This window comes from Caulobacter sp. GW821-FHT12A07 (genome assembly GCF_058807655.1).
In genome coordinates this window covers 65990-82651 of record NZ_JBXAQX010000002.1, presented here as the reverse complement: position 1 = coordinate 82651, position 16662 = coordinate 65990, and the positions used below count along the sequence as shown (strand labels likewise).

Annotated in this window: 16 protein-coding genes; 8 read left to right on the top strand and 8 right to left on the bottom strand. The window is 70.7% G+C overall.

Features of this window, described 5'->3' with window-relative positions; genetic code table 11:
• Positions 1-4 precede the first annotated feature (4 nt).
• Positions 5-988 (top strand): aldo/keto reductase, encoded by a 984-nt coding sequence (locus AC1RRS_RS04095; RefSeq protein ID WP_492854063.1) that lies wholly within the window; start codon positions 5-7, stop codon positions 986-988.
• 12 nt (positions 989-1000) lie between these two features.
• On the opposite strand, the gene AC1RRS_RS04090 is transcribed toward AC1RRS_RS04095, so the two are convergent.
• Together AC1RRS_RS04090 and AC1RRS_RS04085 are read right to left on the bottom strand one after the other, a co-directional pair.
• The gene (locus tag AC1RRS_RS04090) at positions 1001-2374 is read right to left on the bottom strand and encodes a sensor histidine kinase (RefSeq protein WP_492854062.1); all 1374 of its coding nucleotides are present in this window, start codon (positions 2372-2374) and stop codon (positions 1001-1003) included.
• A 34-nt stretch (positions 2375-2408) separates the two neighbouring features.
• The gene (locus tag AC1RRS_RS04085; RefSeq protein WP_487291304.1) at positions 2409-2804 is read right to left on the bottom strand and encodes a DUF2237 family protein; all 396 of its coding nucleotides are present in this window, start codon (positions 2802-2804) and stop codon (positions 2409-2411) included.
• Positions 2805-2950: 146 nt separating this feature from the next.
• On the opposite strand from AC1RRS_RS04085, the gene AC1RRS_RS04080 reads away from it, so the two are divergent.
• Together AC1RRS_RS04080 and AC1RRS_RS04075 are read left to right on the top strand one after the other, a co-directional pair.
• Positions 2951-3829, top strand: coding sequence for an HpcH/HpaI aldolase/citrate lyase family protein (locus AC1RRS_RS04080; protein ID WP_492854061.1), 879 nt, complete (start codon positions 2951-2953; stop codon positions 3827-3829).
• A gap of 11 nt (positions 3830-3840) precedes the next feature.
• A complete protein-coding gene (locus AC1RRS_RS04075) occupies positions 3841-4941 on the top strand; it encodes a hypothetical protein (protein ID WP_492854060.1) in 1101 nt (366 codons plus the stop codon).
• Positions 4942-5082: 141 nt separating this feature from the next.
• Here AC1RRS_RS04075 and AC1RRS_RS04070 read toward each other — a convergent pair whose 3' ends face one another.
• The 3 genes from AC1RRS_RS04070 to AC1RRS_RS04060 all read right to left on the bottom strand — a co-directional run bounded on the left by AC1RRS_RS04070 (position 5083) and on the right by AC1RRS_RS04060 (position 7241).
• The gene (locus AC1RRS_RS04070; RefSeq protein ID WP_492854059.1) at positions 5083-6111 is read right to left on the bottom strand and encodes a proline iminopeptidase-family hydrolase; all 1029 of its coding nucleotides are present in this window, start codon (positions 6109-6111) and stop codon (positions 5083-5085) included.
• Positions 6112-6275: 164 nt separating this feature from the next.
• Positions 6276-6620, bottom strand: a complete 345-nt coding sequence (locus AC1RRS_RS04065; protein WP_492854058.1) for a DUF5076 domain-containing protein — start codon at positions 6618-6620, stop codon at positions 6276-6278.
• A gap of 36 nt (positions 6621-6656) precedes the next feature.
• Positions 6657-7241 (bottom strand): hypothetical protein, encoded by a 585-nt coding sequence (locus AC1RRS_RS04060; RefSeq protein ID WP_492854057.1) that lies wholly within the window; start codon positions 7239-7241, stop codon positions 6657-6659.
• A 174-nt stretch (positions 7242-7415) separates the two neighbouring features.
• On the opposite strand from AC1RRS_RS04060, the gene coaBC reads away from it, so the two are divergent.
• Positions 7416-8627: a bifunctional phosphopantothenoylcysteine decarboxylase/phosphopantothenate--cysteine ligase CoaBC gene (coaBC, locus tag AC1RRS_RS04055; protein WP_492854451.1), complete on the top strand. Its 1212-nt coding sequence runs from the start codon at positions 7416-7418 to the stop codon at positions 8625-8627.
• Positions 8624-9085, top strand: coding sequence for a dUTP diphosphatase (gene dut, locus AC1RRS_RS04050; RefSeq protein WP_487291294.1), 462 nt, complete (start codon positions 8624-8626; stop codon positions 9083-9085). Before coaBC ends, dut begins: the two co-directional genes overlap by 4 nt.
• A gap of 36 nt (positions 9086-9121) precedes the next feature.
• Here the strand turns inward: dut and AC1RRS_RS04045 are convergent, their stop codons facing one another.
• Complete coding sequence (locus AC1RRS_RS04045; protein WP_233245315.1) at positions 9122-9232, bottom strand: hypothetical protein; 111 nt, start codon at positions 9230-9232, stop codon at positions 9122-9124.
• 383 nt (positions 9233-9615) lie between these two features.
• Between AC1RRS_RS04045 and AC1RRS_RS04040 the strand changes: the two genes are divergently transcribed.
• The gene (locus tag AC1RRS_RS04040; RefSeq protein WP_487291290.1) at positions 9616-11412 is read left to right on the top strand and encodes a methyl-accepting chemotaxis protein; all 1797 of its coding nucleotides are present in this window, start codon (positions 9616-9618) and stop codon (positions 11410-11412) included.
• Between the two features lie 233 nt (positions 11413-11645).
• On the opposite strand, the gene AC1RRS_RS04035 is transcribed toward AC1RRS_RS04040, so the two are convergent.
• A complete protein-coding gene (locus tag AC1RRS_RS04035) occupies positions 11646-13772 on the bottom strand; it encodes a M3 family metallopeptidase (RefSeq protein WP_492854056.1) in 2127 nt (708 codons plus the stop codon).
• Between the two features lie 156 nt (positions 13773-13928).
• On the opposite strand from AC1RRS_RS04035, the gene AC1RRS_RS04030 reads away from it, so the two are divergent.
• Together AC1RRS_RS04030 and AC1RRS_RS04025 are read left to right on the top strand one after the other, a co-directional pair.
• The gene (locus AC1RRS_RS04030) at positions 13929-14780 is read left to right on the top strand and encodes a glutamate racemase (RefSeq protein ID WP_110121170.1); all 852 of its coding nucleotides are present in this window, start codon (positions 13929-13931) and stop codon (positions 14778-14780) included.
• A 67-nt stretch (positions 14781-14847) separates the two neighbouring features.
• Complete coding sequence (locus AC1RRS_RS04025) at positions 14848-15381, top strand: SRPBCC family protein (RefSeq protein WP_492854055.1); 534 nt, start codon at positions 14848-14850, stop codon at positions 15379-15381.
• A 189-nt stretch (positions 15382-15570) separates the two neighbouring features.
• Here the strand turns inward: AC1RRS_RS04025 and AC1RRS_RS04020 are convergent, their stop codons facing one another.
• Positions 15571-16656 carry a GNAT family N-acetyltransferase gene (locus tag AC1RRS_RS04020; protein WP_492854054.1) on the bottom strand — a complete coding sequence of 362 codons (1086 nt, stop codon included), beginning with the start codon at positions 16654-16656 and terminating at the stop codon, positions 15571-15573.
• Positions 16657-16662: the final 6 nt, after the last annotated feature.

Below are 16662 nucleotides of genomic sequence, written 5' to 3'. Positions count from 1 at the left end.
TTCCATGACGAACCTTTCGCGCGCCCTTCCCCAGGTCGAACTCGGGCGCGGCGGCGCTTCCATCGGCGCCCAGGGGCTGGGCTGCATGGGCATGAGCGAGTTCTACGGCGCGACCGACGAGGCCGAGGCCCGCGCCACGCTGGACCGCGCCCTGGACCTGGGCGTGACCCTGTTCGACACCGCCGACATGTACGGGCTGGGCGCCAACGAGGCCTTCCTGGCGGATTTCCTGCGCCGGAACCGGGGCGCGGCCCTGGTCGCCACCAAGTTCGGCTATGTCCGCACGCCGCAGACGCCCGACGACTGGAGCCTCAGCAACCGCCCCGAACACATCCGCGCGGCCGTGGAGCGGTCGCTGCAACGGCTCGGGGTCGAGACCATCGACCTCTACTACATGCACCGCCGCGACAAGGCCGTGCCGCTGGCCGAGTCCGTCGGCGCGATGGCCGAGCTTGTGAGCGCGGGCAAGGTGCGTCAGCTGGGCCTGTGCGAGGTCGAGCCTGACGAACTGCGCGAGGCTCATGCGATCCATCCGATCGCCGCCCTGCAATCGGAATGGTCGCTGTTCAGCCGCGACATCGAGGACGAGATCGCGCCGCTGGCCGCCGACCTGGGCGTGACCATCGTGCCCTTCGCGCCGCTGGGTCGGGGTCTGCTGACCAGTCGCGACTTCGCCCGCGCGCTGCCCAAGGACGATGCGCGCTTGAACTTCCCGCGCTTTGCGGCCGAGAACCTGGACGGCAACGACCGGCTGGTCGCCGAGGTCGAGGCGATCGCCGCCGCGCACGGGATCACGGCGGCTCAGACGGCCCTGGCCTGGCTCTACGCCCGCGCCCGCGCGCTGGGCGTGGCCATGGTTCCGATCCCCGGCACGCGCCGGCGGTCGCGCCTGGAGGAGAACGTCGCGGCGGCGACGCTGACGCTGTCGGAGGCTGACATGGACAGGCTGGAAACCCTGGCCGCGAAGGTCAGGGGCGTGCGGGTCTGACGCCTCGCCGCCTCAGGCCGCCAGCGGCAGGGTGACGCGGAACGCCGAGCCCTCGCCGGGGCGGCTGTCTACGCCCAGGCGGCCGCCGTGGGCCTCGACGATCGCCTTGCTGATGGTCAGGCCCAGGCCGTTGCCGTGGGCGGCGGCCGCGTCGGTCTGCCAGTTGCGGTCGAAGATCCGGGCGGCCTGTTCTTCGGTCATGCCCCAGCCGGTGTCGCGCACCTCGACCACCACGGCGGCGTCGGAGATCTCGCTGGTCAGCGACACCTGGCCGCCGGGGGCGGTGAACTTGATGGCGTTGGACAGCAGGTTGGCCACCACCTGCTCCAGGCGGGCGCCGTCGGCTTCGAGGAACGCGTCGGCCGCGTCCAGGTCGCCGTGCGGCGCGTAGGAGAAGGCCACGCCCTTGCGGGCGGCCGAGGCCTCGAACTGGCCGGCGACGTCGGCCAGCAGCCGGCGCAGGTCGACCGTCTCCTTCGACAGCACCAGGCCCCCGGCCTCGATCTTGGAATGGTCGAGGATGTTGCGGATCAGCCGACGCATGGTCTCGGTGGCCATGCGGATGTTCTCGATCGCCCCCTTCATGCGCGGCTGGTGGTCGAGCTCGGGCTCGGCCAGCAGGTTCTCGCTGGCGAACAGGATGGTGGTGATCGGGTTGTTGAGGTCGTGGGCGACGATCTCGACGGCTTCCTTGCGGGCCAGGGAGATGGACTTTTCGCGCTCTGCCAGGCGGGCGGCGGCCTGGTCGTAGGCGCGCTTCTGCTCGACCAGGCGCAGCAGCAGCCGGCCCAGGAAAGCGCAGAAGGCGAAGGCGCAGACCGAGGCGACGGCCAGCACCCAGAACACGCCCCGCACCACGCGCTGGCTGTGGGCCCGCTCGGCCTGGTAGCCAGCGGTCGCCTGGTCGGCGAAGCGGTCGATGGCCGCGTTGAGCTCCGCCGACAGGGGCACGGCGTTGCGCTGGAAATAGGCGTTGGCCTCGGCCGGCGAGGCGCCGCCCAGCCGCTTGGCCAGGCCCGTGTCCTGCATGGTCAGCAGCCGGCGCTGCAGGGCGGCCACCGTATCGAGGGTGGTGTGGGCGCCCGTGTCGCGCGCCAGGCCGCGCAGCTGGCCCAGCAGGCTGTCGAACTGCTCGTTCGAACGCTTCAGCTCGCCCAGCGGCGCGGCGTCGCCGGTCAGCACGATCACCGGCACCAGCGAATTCTGCCGCATCTTCTCGCCGCGCAGTTCGTGGGCGAGGATCACCGTGCGGGCGTAGAGGGCGTCCAGCCGGTCCTGCGCGGTCGAAACCTGCGACAGGAACACCAGGGACGCGGCCAGCAGCGGCAGGAAGGCCAGGGCGATCAGCCCGACCAGCATCAGCAGCCTGCGCTCGTAATCGACCATCGGGGCTCCCGTCCGGCTGCCAGGCGCGTCGGCCTTAAGCCGACGCATGGTCCTTCAGCACGCCCAGCGAGACGATCGCCAGGGTCTCCTCGTGGGTGGCCTCCAGAATGACCTGGGGGGCCATGCCGGCGTCCAGCGCCTCGCGCCAGCGACCGGCGCACAGGCACCAGCGGTCGCCGGGCCGCAGGCCGCGGAAGGCGAATTCGGGACGCGGGGTCGACAGGTCGTTGCCGGACGCCTTGGAGAAGGCCAGGAATTCCTCGGTCATCACCGCGCAGACGGTGTGCAGGCCCAGGTCGTGCGGGCCGGTCTCGCAGCAGCCGTTGCGGTAGAAGCCGGTCACCGGATCCAGCGAGCAGGGGACCAGTTCGCCGCCCAGGACGTTGCGGGCCGTCTCGTCATATCGCGTGGGCGTGGGGCGCGTCGTCATGTGGCGAGCTTAACCCCGTTTGCCGCTTTCCCGCCATGGCTTCCCCCGAGACGGTAGCGGGCGCTTCGCCCGCCGCGATATCTCCGCTTTTCGGCCCGCGCGGCAGGTGCTTTACAGGTTTCGCGATCCCGCGCCTCGAGAGCCTCATGACCGACATCGCCCGGCCACGCCGCAGCGCCCTCTACATGCCCGCCTCCAACGCCAAGGCCGTGGAGAAGGCGCGCACGCTGGACGCCGACGTGATCATCCTCGACCTGGAGGACGCCGTCGCGCCGGAGATGAAGCTCGCCGCCCGCGAAGCCGCCGTGGCCGCGGTCAAGGCCGGGGGCTTTGGCCCGCGCGAGATCGTCATCCGCACCAACGGCCTGGACACCCCCTGGGGCGCCGACGACCTGAAGGCCGCCGCCGAGGCCGGCCCCGACGCGGTGCTCGTGCCCAAGGTCAATGACGCCGCCGACGTCCACGCCTATGACGCGGCGCTGCACGCCGCCCCGATCCACACCAAACTCTGGACGATGATCGAGACCGCCAAGGCCGCCTTCCACCTGTGGGAGATCGCAGGGGCCGCCAAGACCACGCGCCTGTCGGCCTGGGTGATGGGGGTCAATGACCTGGCCAAGGAGATGCGGGCGCGGCAGACGCCGGGCCGTGAGGCCTTCCTGCCGATCCTGTCGCTGTCGGTGGCGGCCGCGCGGGGGCACGGCCTGTCCATCCTCGACGGGGTGCACAACGACATCGAGGACCTCCAAGCCCTGGAGGCCGTCTGCGGCCAGGCGGTGGACTTCGGCTTCGACGGCAAGACCCTGATCCACCCCAAGCACCTGGAAATCTGCAACCGCGTGTTCTCGCCTTCGACCGACGAGATCGCCTGGAGCCGGGCAGTGATCGCCGCCTTCGCCGACCCGGACAACGCCGGCAAGGGCGCGCTGCGGGTCGAGGGCAAGATGGCCGAGCGCCTGCATCTGGTTCAGGCCCAGCGCCTGGTGGCCGTGTCCGAGGCCATCGCCGCGAAGACGGCGGGCTGATAGGGAAATCCATGCGTCGCCTCGTCTTGCCGTCCGTTTCCCTGTCGGTCTCGCTGGTCGCCCTGCTGTCGATCCCGGTCGTCGCCCTGGCCCAGGCCTCGGCCCCCGCCGCTGTTCCGGCCGCTTCCGCGCCTGACGCGGTGGTGACGACGGCCCCGGCGCCCGTGGCCGCCCAGGCCCCGGTTCCCGCGCCGGCGATCCCGGTGGTCGCCGCGCCCCCGGTCGCTCAGCCTGGGGCCCCGCCCGTGGCCTCGCCGGCCGCCGCCGATCCGCTGGCCGACCTGATCGCCGCCAGCGGCCCCCAGACCACCGATGAGGAGGACGAGGCCCCGGCCGCCGCGCCCGCCCCGCGCCACAAGGCGACCATCCTGCCGATCCCGGCCCCCGAGCCCGCCGCTCCGGCCGCGGCCGGCGGGGCGATGAGCGTCGAGCAGGCCTATGAGCTGCGGGTGAAGGGCTCGATCGCCGCCGCGCAAGGCTTGCAGGGTCCGCTCGACGGCGGCTGGATGATCCGGGGCGCCGACGGAACCGCCCTCTACGCCCTGCAGATCGTCGACCCGGCCGGCGGTTACGGTCCGGTCGAGGGCGCCTGGCGAGACCTGCGCCGCAAGGGCGCGGTCGGCTCCACCGGGCTGATCGACAGCGTCGAGCGCACCTATGACGGCGGCGCGGCCGTGCGGTTCATGGCCAGGGCCGGGATCGGCTCGACCCTGTCGCTGAGCGGCGGTTCCGACGGCGGCTGGAGCGGTCGCCTGGCCGAGGATGGCGCGGCCCCGGTCGCCGTCAGCGTCGAGCGCACCGGCATGCCGATCCTGCCGGCCGGCTACGCCAGCGCCGCGCGCGGACCGGTGATCTGGCCGCCCCGCGTCGCTCCCGCCGCCCGCACCGTCGCCGCCGCGCCGGCCAAGGCCGCGCCCTGCGTCACCAAGGGCAAGAAGGGCAAGGCCCTGAAGGCCGCCAAGGCCAAGTGCGCCGCCGCGGCGAAGAAGGGCGGCAAGGCTTCGGCCCTGCGCTCGGGCAAGGCCGCCAAGGGCAAGGCGGTGAAGGGCAAGTCCGCCAAGGGCGCGAGCAAGAAGAAGACGACCGCCGCGAAGGGCAAGAAGCGGCGGTAGGAGACGGCGAAGTTGTCGCTATAGACCCTCCCCCTGAAGGGGGAGGTGGCCCGTAGGGCCGGAGGGGAGTCACATCCCCCTCCGTCGGCTTCGCCGAGACCTTCCCCTTCAGGGGGAGGATCTTTCAGGCCGGCCCGGCCCTCAGCCCAGCCTGTCCTGCCGCCTCAGCCATTGGCGCAGCACTGTAACGGTCTCTTCCGGGCGGTCGGTGAAGGTGGCGTGGCCGGCGCCGGGGACGACGGCCAGTTCGGATCCGGCGACGCGGCGGGCGAAGCGTTCGGCGGTGACCGGCCGGGCCTCGTCGTACTGGCCGACCATGAACAGGGTGCGCCTGCCGTCCAGCCGGTTGAGCAGCGGCTCGCCGTCATAGGTCTTCAGCGTTCCCGTCGCCGAGAACTCGGTCGGACCCCACATGGCGCGATAGAGGGTCTCGTTGAAGCCGCGATCGCCGGGCGGGCGATAGGCGCGGTGGGCCGGCGAGGGCCGCTCACGGGTCAGGAAGGCGGCGTAGAAGGCGTCGGTGGCCGCCGCGCAGGCCTGTTTGGGCGGCGGCGGAGCCGGGGGCGCCGTCTCGCACAGCACCAGCTGGTCGCGCACCGGCGCGGGCAGGTCGCCGCGCAGGGTCTCGGCGTCGGCGATCCAGCTGCGGGTCGAGACCAGGGGGCTGGCCAGGCACAGCCCCGCCTGGGCCGGCAGCCGCCGCGCGCCGTATTCCAGGGCGACCGTCCCGCCCCAGCTGTGGCCGACGACGTGCCAGCGCGAAACCCCCAGGCCCGTGCGCACGGCCTCCAGTTCGTCGACGAAGCGCGGCACGGTCCAGTTGGCCGGGTTCATCGGATGGTCCGACAGGCCGGAATCCAGCTGATCGTAGAGGATCACCGCCCGCTCGTCGGCCAGGGCCAGGGCGTCGAGGAAGCCCGCGTGCGTCCCGCCCGGTCCGCCGTGCACGAAGACCACCGGCGCCAGCGGGCCATCCAGCCTCCCGTTGATCCGGACATAGACGCGGCCGCCGGGAACCTCGACCTTCAGGGCGCGGTCGGGCGGCGCGAAGGTCGCCGGCCGTCCCCCCTGCCGTTCCTCCGGCGCAAGGCCCCGCGCGACCGCCCGATCGAGCGCCGTGGCCGCGCCCGTGGTCGCCAGGAGGCCCAGCAACGCCCGCCGATCGATCATTGTCCTTCCCCCTCGTCTATGTCCGGCGTGCGCGCCCCCGGCGGCGCAGGCCTTGGTCCGGCAGGATCCAGGCCCCTTAGCCGCCGCGCCTCGTCCATGGCTGTGACCTAGCGCACGCCTTGCCGGGACACATCCCCCTCGTCTCGACATCCAAGCCTGGCGGCTCAGTGCGACCGGGGCGCCGGCCCCCTGGGCGTCGTCTCCGGCGCGTCGGCCAGGCCGCCCTCGATCGGCGTCGTGGGGGCGGCCAGCTCGTCGCGCATGGCTTCGAGAACCGCCTCGACCACCTCGCCGGCCTCGCGCTGGTAATAGGCCGACAGGCCTCGGCCGACATGGCGCAGCAGGTCGGCCAGCATCATCCCCCAGGCCCGCGCCTCGTCGATCGGGGTGTCGTCATAGACCCCGATCCGCAGGCTGCAGTGCAGGCCGTGCTCGGCCACCCAGACTCGCGCCATCTCGGTGGCGCCCCCGTCGCGCAGGGCCGCGTCCGGAACCGGTTGCTCCCTCATGGTTCGTCTCCCCCATTTCGTTGCGGGCGCCGGCGTTCAGCCGTTGCCGCCTTCGCTGCCCCGCCGGTCGGATGCCGCTGTGCGGCGGGCCTGGCCTTCCTTCTGCTTGCGCCAGTAGTCGGCCCCGTCGTCGGGCTTGAACATGGTGCGCGGCGCCCCGGCCCGGGTGACCACGGCGAAGACGTTGCCGGCCGGGTCGTAGATCAGGGTGTCGCCATTGGCGCGCTTGAGCGTCTGGCTGCCGGCCGGCGGCTTGGCGACGAAGGCGTGGGTCTTCTTCACATAGTCGTCGACGGTGCTGGCGCCGAACGCTTCGCCGAACCGCTCGAAGCCGCGCTGGGCGTTCTCCTCGGCGGTGCGCGTCCTGTTGGCGGCCCACATCGGCCGGCCGGCGATCAGCTGCACCGGCGCATCGCGCGGGTCAGCCGCCTGCCTTGCCGCGCCGGAGGCGTCGGCGACCTCGCCGGCGGCCGCCGGAGCGCCGCCCCCGCTACTGCTGGTTCCCTCGCTGGAGGCGACCTGGCCGCCCTTGGCGGCCTTCACCGCCGACGCCCCGCCGTCACAGCCCGCCAGCAAGGCGGCCGAAAGGGCCAGAAGTCCGAAACGCAACGCTCCCGTCATGCTCGCTCGCTCCCCGATTTTGCAATCTTAACGATTGGTGAACGAAAAGGGTACGCGAGTCGAGTCCCCTCGTGCATCTTCCGCGCGCGGTCTTCCAGCGCGATTGCCTGCGGGCGCGAGGCGCTCTATGCGCGGAGGGGAACCGGCGGACGAGAGGCCTTCAAGGTGAGCGACATCCCGGGCGGCAAGCGCGTGCTCCTGATCGTCGGCGGCGGCGTGGCGGCCTACAAGGCGCTGGAGCTGACCCGCCTGCTGCGCAAGGCGGGCATTGGCGTGCGGCCGATCCTGACCAAGGCTGGGGCGGAGTTCGTCACCCCGCTGTCGCTGGCCGCGCTCTCCGAGGACAAGGTCTATGACGATCTGTTCTCGCTGACCGACGAGGCCGAGATGGGCCACATCCAGCTGTCGCGCTCGGCCGACCTGGTGGTGGTGGCCCCCGCCACCGCCGACCTGATCGCCAAGGCCGCCAACGGCCTGGCCGGGGATCTGGCCTCCACCACCCTGCTCGCCACCGACAAGCCGGTGCTGATGGCGCCGGCCATGAACGTGCGCATGTGGCTGCACCCGGCCACGCAGCGCAACGTGGCGACCCTGAAGGCCGACGGCGTGAGCTTCGTCGGGCCCGACGAGGGGGCCATGGCCTGCGGCGAGTTCGGCCCCGGCCGCCTGGCCGAGCCGCCGGAAATCTTCGCCGCCATAGTTAAAATGTTGAACACGCCGGCCGAGGAGATCTTCGAGGCCTGGCCGCTGGCCGGCAAGCACGCCCTGGTCACGGCCGGTCCGACGTTCGAGCCGATCGACCCGGTGCGCGGCATCACCAACCGCTCCAGCGGTCGCCAGGGCTACGCCATCGCCGGCGCGCTGGCCAAGCTCGGCGCGAAGGTCACCCTGGTCAGCGGGCCGGTGTCGCTGCCGACCCCGCCGGGCGTCGAGCGCGTCGATGTCGAGACCGCCCGCGAGATGCTGGCCGCGTCCCAGGCCGCCCTGCCGGCCGACGTGGGGGTGTTCGTCGCCGCCGTCGCCGACTGGCGGGTCGACGAGGTGTTCGGCTCCAAGCTGAAGAAGGACAAGGGCGGCCCGCCGGCCCTGACCTTCGTCGAGAACCCCGACATCCTGGCGACCCTGGCCGCCTCCGGCCCGAACCGGCCGAAACTGGTGGTCGGCTTCGCGGCCGAGACCGACGACGTCGAGGCCCATGCCCGCGCCAAGCTGGCGCGCAAGGGCTGCGACTGGATCATCGCCAACGACGTGACCGAACCGGGCGTCATGGGCGGGACGGAGAACGCCGTCCTGCTGATCGCCAAGGACCACACCGAACGCTGGGAACGCGCGTCCAAGGACGACGTCGCCCGCTCCATCGCCCAACGCATCGCGGAAGCTCTATGACCACCACGCCCCACATTCCCGTCGTCCAGCTCGCCCACGCCCATGGCCTGCCGCTGCCCGCCTACGAGACGGTCGGCGCCGCCGGCATGGACCTGCGCGCCGCCGTCGAGGAGGACGCGCCCCTGACCCTGAAGCCGGGCGCCCGGTTCATGGTTCCGACGGGCCTGGCCTTCGCCGTGCCGGCCGGTTTCGAGGCCCAGGTGCGGCCGCGCTCGGGCCTGGCGGCCAAGGCTGGCATCACCTGCCTGAACTCGCCGGGCACGATCGACAGCGACTATCGCGGTGAAGTGAAGGTGATCCTGGCCAATCTGGGCGCCGAGGACTTCGTGATCCGCCGCGGCGACCGCATCGCCCAGCTGGTCATCGCGCCGGTGGTGCAGGCGGCCTGGAGCCTGGTCGCCAGCCTCGACGACACCGACCGCGGCGCCGGCGGCTTCGGCTCGACCGGCGGGCGCTAAGGCAAGCTGTGACCCCTCTCTCTTTGAGAGAGGGGATTACCGCGCGCTAAGGCCCACCAGCAGGTAGCCGCCGAAACCCGTCGCGAAGGCGGCGGCGGCCAGCCACAGCATCGGGCGGACCAGGGGAAGAGGCGGGGGAGCGTTCATCGGGGGCGCGTCCTTGGCGCGTTCGGCCGAAGCTCGGCCTTGTTCGAATACGCGCGGCCCCGTCCCCCGGTTGCGGCCGTACGTCGGCTTTATCTCACGATTCGCGTCAAAGATGCAAAATCGTCGAATGCTCCAAAGTGGAGAGCCCCGCTCCACTGTATTCGAAAATACTCAGAACACGGATCAATATCACCCGCTTCGACCTCTGGAGTCAAAGCCTGCGACCACACGCCGCACCCTATGGTCTATCCTTGCGGCAGAATGATTTGATTGCACGGAACAATCAAGAACGTCGTTCGATGTGCGCTTCGTGTGTTCATGAATAATATCCATTAATCCGCATCGGCGAAACTCCTCCCAACACTCTCCTGGGAAGTCTCGTGATGCTCAGCAACCTCAAGGTGGCGCACAAGCTGCTCCTGGCCTTCGCCGTACTGGTGGCGGCCGTGGCCGGCGCCGGGGCCCTGGCCTGGAGCGGCCTGGCGTCGATCCAGCGGGTCACCGCCCTCAACGCCCACAGCTACGACTATCTGGCGCTGGTCGAGAAGGCCGGCGCGGATCTCGTCGAGCAGCAGAACGCCGCGCGCGGCTTCGTGGCCAGCCTGGATCCGTCGTTCGTCGAGAAGTACCAGAGCTACCAGGGCAAGTACGACGAGGCCTTCCAGGCCCTGACCGCCGGCGCCGAGGACGACGCCGAGAAGGCCAATCTCGACACCCTGACCCAGGCGGTGAGCGTGTTCCGCGCCGAGACCCTGGCCCAGATCGCCGACGCCAAGGACCCCGCCAAGCTGGAGGCGTCCCGGGTCGGCATCGGCAAGAGCGGCCGCCTGACCAATGTGCGCAAGGCGCTGAAGACCATAGACGAGGCCGAGCAGGCCCAGCTGGCCCAGCGCATCGAGGAACAGAAGCGCGCCTTCGCGGGCGCCGGCCTGGCTCTGGCCCTGGGCGGGGCCGCCGCCGTCGGCATCGCCGTGCTGATGGGCTGGCTGCTGGCCCGCAGCATCGCCGCCCCGGTCGACGCCATGACCTCGGCCATGCGCCGCCTGGCCGACGGCGACAACGCCGTGGCCGTGCCGGCCCTGGGCCGCAAGGACGAGATCGGGGCGATGGCCCAGGCCGTGCTGACCTTCAAGGACGCCGCGATCGAGAAGCTGCGGGTCGAGGGCGAGGCCGTCGAGCAGCGCCGCCGGGCCGAGGCCGAGCGCGGGGCCAACGAGGCCGAGCGCGCCGCGTCGGCCCGCGAGCAGGCCGGCGTCGTCGCCCAGGTCGGCGAGGGCCTGGAGCGCCTGGCGCAGGGCGACCTGACCGCCCGCCTCGACCACGCCTTCCCGCCCGCCTATCGCAAGCTGCAGGACGACTTCAACGCGGCCATGCAGCGGCTGCAGGAGACCATGAGCGTGATCACCGGCGCGGTCGGCGGCATCCGCGCCGGCTCGGGCGAGATCAGTCACGCGGCCGACGACCTGTCGCGCCGCACCGAGCAGCAGGCCGCCAGCCTGGAAGAGACCGCCGCGGCGCTGGACGAGATCACCGCCACCGTCCGTCGCGCGGCCGAAGGCGCGGGCACGGCCCGCCGCTCGGTCGACGCCGCCCGCAAGGACGCCGAGGCCGGCGGGGCCGTGGTCGAGCGCGCCGTCGCCGCCATGACCCAGATCGAGGCCTCCTCGCGCGAGATCGGCAACATCATCGGGGTGATCGACGAGATCGCCTTCCAGACCAACCTCCTGGCCCTCAACGCCGGCGTGGAAGCCGCCCGGGCGGGTGACGCCGGCAAGGGCTTCGCGGTCGTGGCCTCCGAGGTTCGCGCCCTGGCCCAGCGCTCGGCCGAGGCCGCCAAGGAGATCAAGGGCCTGATCGGCGCTTCCGGCCAGCAGGTGGACGAGGGCGTGGCTCTGGTCGGCCAGACCGGCGAGGCCCTGCGCCGCATCACCGCCGGGGTTCTGGAGATCAACCACACGGTGGCCGAGATCGCCGCCGGCGCCCAGGAGCAGGCCACGGGCCTGGCCCAGGTGAACGTCGCCGTGAACCAGATGGACCAGGCCACCCAGCAGAACGCCGCCATGGTCGAGCAGTCGACGGCGGCCAGCCACTCGCTGTCCAACGAGGCGGCCGAACTGGCGCGGCTGGTCGGCCGGTTCAAGATCGGCGGCGGCGCAAGCGCGGCGAAGCGGGCGGCTTAGTCCTTCTCCCCTTGCGGGAGAAGGTGGCGGCCGAAGGCCGACGGATGAGGGGTCTCTCAGATCTGAAAGACCGCATCTGGCGGGCAGGCTGAAAGCAGCGGACAGGGCTTTCGACCCCTCACCCGACCTCCTTCGGAGGCCACCCTCTCCCGCAAGGGGAGAGGGAAAAGAAAACGCCCCGCCTGGATGACCGGGCGGGGCGTTCTTGTTTCAGGTCAGCTCAAGTCAGGCGATCACGCCCCCGGGGGAACCGGGAAGCCGCGGTCGCGCATCAGGGCGCCGATCTTGACGTCGCGGCCGCGGAAGGCGCGGAACTGCTCGGCCGGGTCGACCGAGTTGCCGCGCGACATGATCGTCTTGATCAGGCGCTGGCCGGTGGGCTTGTCGTAGAAGCCGCCAGGCGCCTCCTGGAAGGCCTCGGCGACGTCGGCGGTCAGGGTGTCGGCCCACAGGTAGCTGTAGTAGCCGGCCGAGTAGCCGTCGCCCGAGAACACGTGACCGAACTGCGGCGTGCGGTGCCGCATGACGATCTCCTTGGGCATGTTCAGCTTGGCCAGTTCCTCGCGCTCGAACTTGTCCGGATCGATATCGACGCCGCCCGCAAGGTGCAGCTTCATGTCGATCAGGGCGCTGGCCAGGTACTCGGTGGTGTCGAAGCCCTGGTTGAAGGTCGAGGCCTTCTTGATCTTGTCCACCAGGGCCTGCGGGATCGGCGCGCCGGTCTTGTAGTGGACGCAGAACTTGTTCAGCACTTCGGGCGTCGAGAGCCAGTGCTCGTTCAGCTGGCTGGGGAACTCGACATAGTCGCGGGCGACGTTGGTGCCCGAGACGGTCGGGTAGGTGACGTCGCTGTTGAGGCCGTGGATGGCGTGGCCGAACTCGTGGAACAGGGTGTTGGCGTCGTCCCACGAGATCAGCACCGGCTCGCCGGGCTTGCCTTCGATGAAGTTGGAGTTGTTGGAGACGATCGTCGAGATCGGCTTCTTGAAGCGCTCCTGGTTGCGGTAGGCGTTCATCCAGGCGCCCGAGCGCTTGCCCTGGCGGGCATAGGGGTCGAAGTACCACAGGCCCACGTGCTTGCCGCCGCGCAGCACCTCGTAGACGGTCATGTCGTCCTGGTAGACGGGCAGGCCCGACACCTTCTTGAACTCGAAGCCGTAGACCTGGCCGGCGGCCCAGAACATGCCTTCGCGCAGCTTCTCCAGCTGCATGTACGGCTTCACCTCGTTCATATCGAGGTCGTACTTCGCCTTGCGGACCTTCTCGGCGTAGAAGCGGTAGTCCCAGGGCTCGATCTTGAAGCCGCCGCCCTCGGCGTCGACGATGGCCTGCATGTCGGCGACGTCCTTGGCGACCTGCTCGATGGCGGGGGTCCAGACGGCTTCCATCAGGGCCATGGCCTTGTCGGGCGTCTTGGCCATCGCGTTTTCGAGGCGCCAGTGGGCGTGGGTCTCGAAGCCCAGCAGCTTGGCGCGCTCGGCGCGCAGCTTGAGGATCTTGGAGATCAGGGCGTTGTTGTCGGTCGCGCCGCCGTTGTCGCCGCGGTTGACGAAGGCCTTCCAGACCTTCTCGCGGGTGGCGCGCACCGGCGAGTTGGTGAGGTAGGGGTCAACGCTGGAGCGCGTGTTGACGATGATGTTCTTGCCCGGGAGCTTGCGCTGCTCGGCGCTGGAGGCCGTCGCGCCCTTGATGGCGTCGGGCAGGCCGGCCAGGTCGGCCTCGGTCAGCTCGATATAGGTCTCCTCGTCGGCCAGCAGGTTCTGGCTGAACTTGGTGAAGAGGCCCGACAGCTCGGTGTTGATGGCCGCGACCCGGGCCTTGGCGGCCGGGTCCAGCTTGGCGCCCGAGCGCACGAAGTTGGTGTAGTAGATCCAGACGAGGCGCTGCTGCTCGGCGGTCAGCTTGGCCTTCTCGGGGCTGTTGTAGACGGCCTCGATACGGGCGAAGAGCCCGGCGTTCTGGGTGATCTTGTCGCCGATCTCCGAGAACTTGGCGTCGATCGCCGGCTCGATGGCCTGGTACTCGGGCGAGCTCATGTTCGAGCCCCAGATGCCGTAGTAGCAGGCGACGTCGGCCAGGGTGCGGCCGGTGTCTTCCAGCGCCGCGATGGTGTTGGCGAAGGTCGGCTTTTCCTTATTGGCGACGATGGCGTCGATCTCGGCCAGGTTCCTGGCCATGGCCGTGTCGACGGCCGGGGTCAGGTCGGCGACCTTCATCTTGTCGAAGGCGGGGACGCCGCCGTACGGGCCGGTCCAGGGAGCGAGCAAGGGATTGATCTCCGCGGCGAAGGAAAGGGCGGGCGCGGCGGCGCTCGCGGCGGCGGCCGCGGCGGTCGAAAGCAGGAAGGTGCGACGTTGCACGGATGGCTCTCCGTTGAGTGTGGCCGGACCCTAGGCCATGCCCACGCGCCCGTCACATGACAGGACCGTAACCTTTTCAAAGCCGACGCCTTTTCGGCCCTTTTCCCCCGCGCGGACGCATGGACGGAGGCCCTCGGCGCGGCTAATGCTCAGGCCATGACCATCGGCGTTTTCGACTCCGGCGTGGGCGGCCTCAGCGTCCACCGCGCCCTCGTGCAGCGTCTGCCGCAGGCGGACTTCGTCTACCTGGCCGACCAGGCCAACGCCCCCTATGGCGGCAAGCCGGGGGAAGAGATCGTCGACCTGACGCGGGCCGGCTGCGAGCGCCTGTTCGAGGCCGGCGCCAGCCTGGTGGTCCTGGCCTGCAACACCGCGTCGGCCATCGCCCTTCGCCGTCTGCAGCAGACCTGGCTGCCGGGCTATCGCAAGCAGCTGGGCCGGCCGATCAACATCCTGGGCATCATCGTGCCGACCATCGAGGCGGCCACGGGCCTGCCCTGGGAGCACGAGGCCGAGCGCCGCGGCGACAAGGTCGAGCAGCTGGACGTGCTGGGGGTGTTCTCCACGCAAGGGACGACCAATTCCCGCGTCTACGAGATCGAGATCGACAAGCGCAAACAGGACCTGGCGGTGTTCTCGCAGCCTTGTCCGGACCTGGTGCCGATGATCGAGGCCGACGCCGGCGTCGTCGACCTGGCCAAGGCCGTCGAAGGCTATGTCCTGGCGCTGAAGACCCGCATCGGCCGCTATCCCGACCGCGCCGTGCTGGGCTGCACCCACTACGAGATCATCGCCGACATCTTCCGCGCCGCCCTGCCGGCCGGCACCCCGGTGATCCACCAGCCGGCCTCGACCGCCGACTCCCTGGAGCGCTACCTGGAACGTCACCCCGAGTACGACCCGGGAACGGGCGGCGGCCGGGTGTTTCTGACCACCGGCCAGCCGGGTCCGCAGAACGGCCTGGTGCAGAGCTTCTGGGGCGGCCCGCTGGTGTTCGAGAAGGCCTGACGGCTTCCTCTTGCCTGAATGGCGCAGCTGGCGCTTGATCCCGGAACATCGTTTCCGGAGACGCGCCATGAAACTCGCCGCCCCCGCTTTCGCCGTCCTGACCCTGCTGGCGGCCGGCGCCGCGCGCGCCGAGGTGATCGACGCCCAGCCGAACGGTTTCGAGACCAAGCGCGTCGTGGTCATCGCCAAGCCCGCCGCCGAGGTCTGGGCGGCGCTGGTGCAGCCGGCCAAGTGGTGGAGCAGCGACCACACCTGGTCGGGCTCGGCCGCCAACCTGTCGCTGGGCGCGGCGCCGGGGGCCTGCTTCTGCGAGAAGATGCCCAATAGCGGCGCGGTGCTGCACATGACCGTCGTCAACGCCCAGCCGGGCAAGCAGCTGACCCTGTTCGGCGGTCTTGGTCCGCTGCAGTTCTCCGGCGCCAGCGGCCACCTGGTCTGGGCGCTGGCCGAGGCCGACGGCAAGACCACCCTGACCTGGAGCTACGACGCCGGCGGCTACTTGAAGGGCGGCCTCGACAAGATCGCCCCGGTCGTCGACCAGGTGCTCGGCCAGCAGCAGGACCGCCTGAAGGCCTATCTGGAGACGGGCAAGGCTCCGTGACCTCGCGGTCTTTCCACCGATTATGCTCCCGTCATTCCCGCCCTTGTGGCGGGAACCCCTGGTTCCGCTCGCACGTGAGACGCCAGCGGCGTGCTGAGCACGCCGCCCCATCCGCCCTTGCGGCTGATAGAGGGTTTCCCGCCACAAGGGCGGGAATGACGGGCGTAGAGGGGAGCGCCTTTCAGGGGCTCAGTGCAGCCCGCGCAGCAGGTCGATGCGGCGCATGGCCTTGCCGGGCAGCGCCGACATCCGGCCCAGCGGCAGGGCCTCGGCGACCTGGCGCACGCCCCAGGCGGCCGAGCGCACGAAGGTGGCCGGCGAGGGCGCGCCGTAGAAGCCGAACACCACGGTCTGGCGGGCGTTGGAGAGCTCGCGCTTGAAGCGGTAGTCGCCGGTGCCCAGGTCCAGCCGCGTATGGGGGCCGCCGTCCATGCCCTTGAGAATGTCCTGGAACAGCAGCAGGCCGGGCGAATAGCGGTCGAACTTGGCGTTATGCGCGATCAGCCAGCCGTGGATCGTATGGGCCCCGCGCAGGTGCAGGTGCACGGCGGCCAGTTCGTCGCCCAGGTGCAGGGTGTACAGCCCGCCGCCGAACTCCGGATCCCGCCGGGTGAACATGTCCTCGACCAGGCGGTTGACCCAGTCGGTCTTGAAGAGGTCGGTCTGACCGGTGGCCAGCAGCTGCTCGCGCTTCCAGGCGATCAGCTGGTCGAAGTCGGCGCGGTTTTCGGACATGGCGGCGTAGCGGGCGGGGCCCACCTCGCGCTCGGCCTTGCGGCGCTTCTTGTCGATGTCCTTGAGCACGCCGACGCCGGCCGTCTTGCGGTCGGCGGCGTAGGCCTCGTAGCCGGCGGAGACGTCGACGATCCAGGAGTCGGCCTGGCCGCGGCCGTGCCGGGCCAGGGTCTCGTCGTCGGCCAGCATGTGGCAGAAGTCCAGGCGCTGGGCCTTGAGCGCGGCCAGCAGGCGGCGCGGATCGACGGCGATGTCGTGTTCGGAGACCAGGGCCTGATAGTCGCACATGGGCGCGCCGGCCGGCATGGCCACGCCCGCCTTCACCCGCACCGGCAGGTAGGCCAGGGCCTGGCCGTCGTCGCCGCGCATCACGGCGACCTTCACGCGATCGCCCTGTTCGCCCTGGGCGGTGGCGACGGCCTTGGCCCATTGCGGCGACAGGAACGGAGAGTCGAGGCGCGGCTGCAACGCCTGGAGCGAGGTCCAGCGCGCGCTGTCCTCGGGCGAAAGCTGCAGAGCCTGGATGACGTCGATCTTCACGGGCGC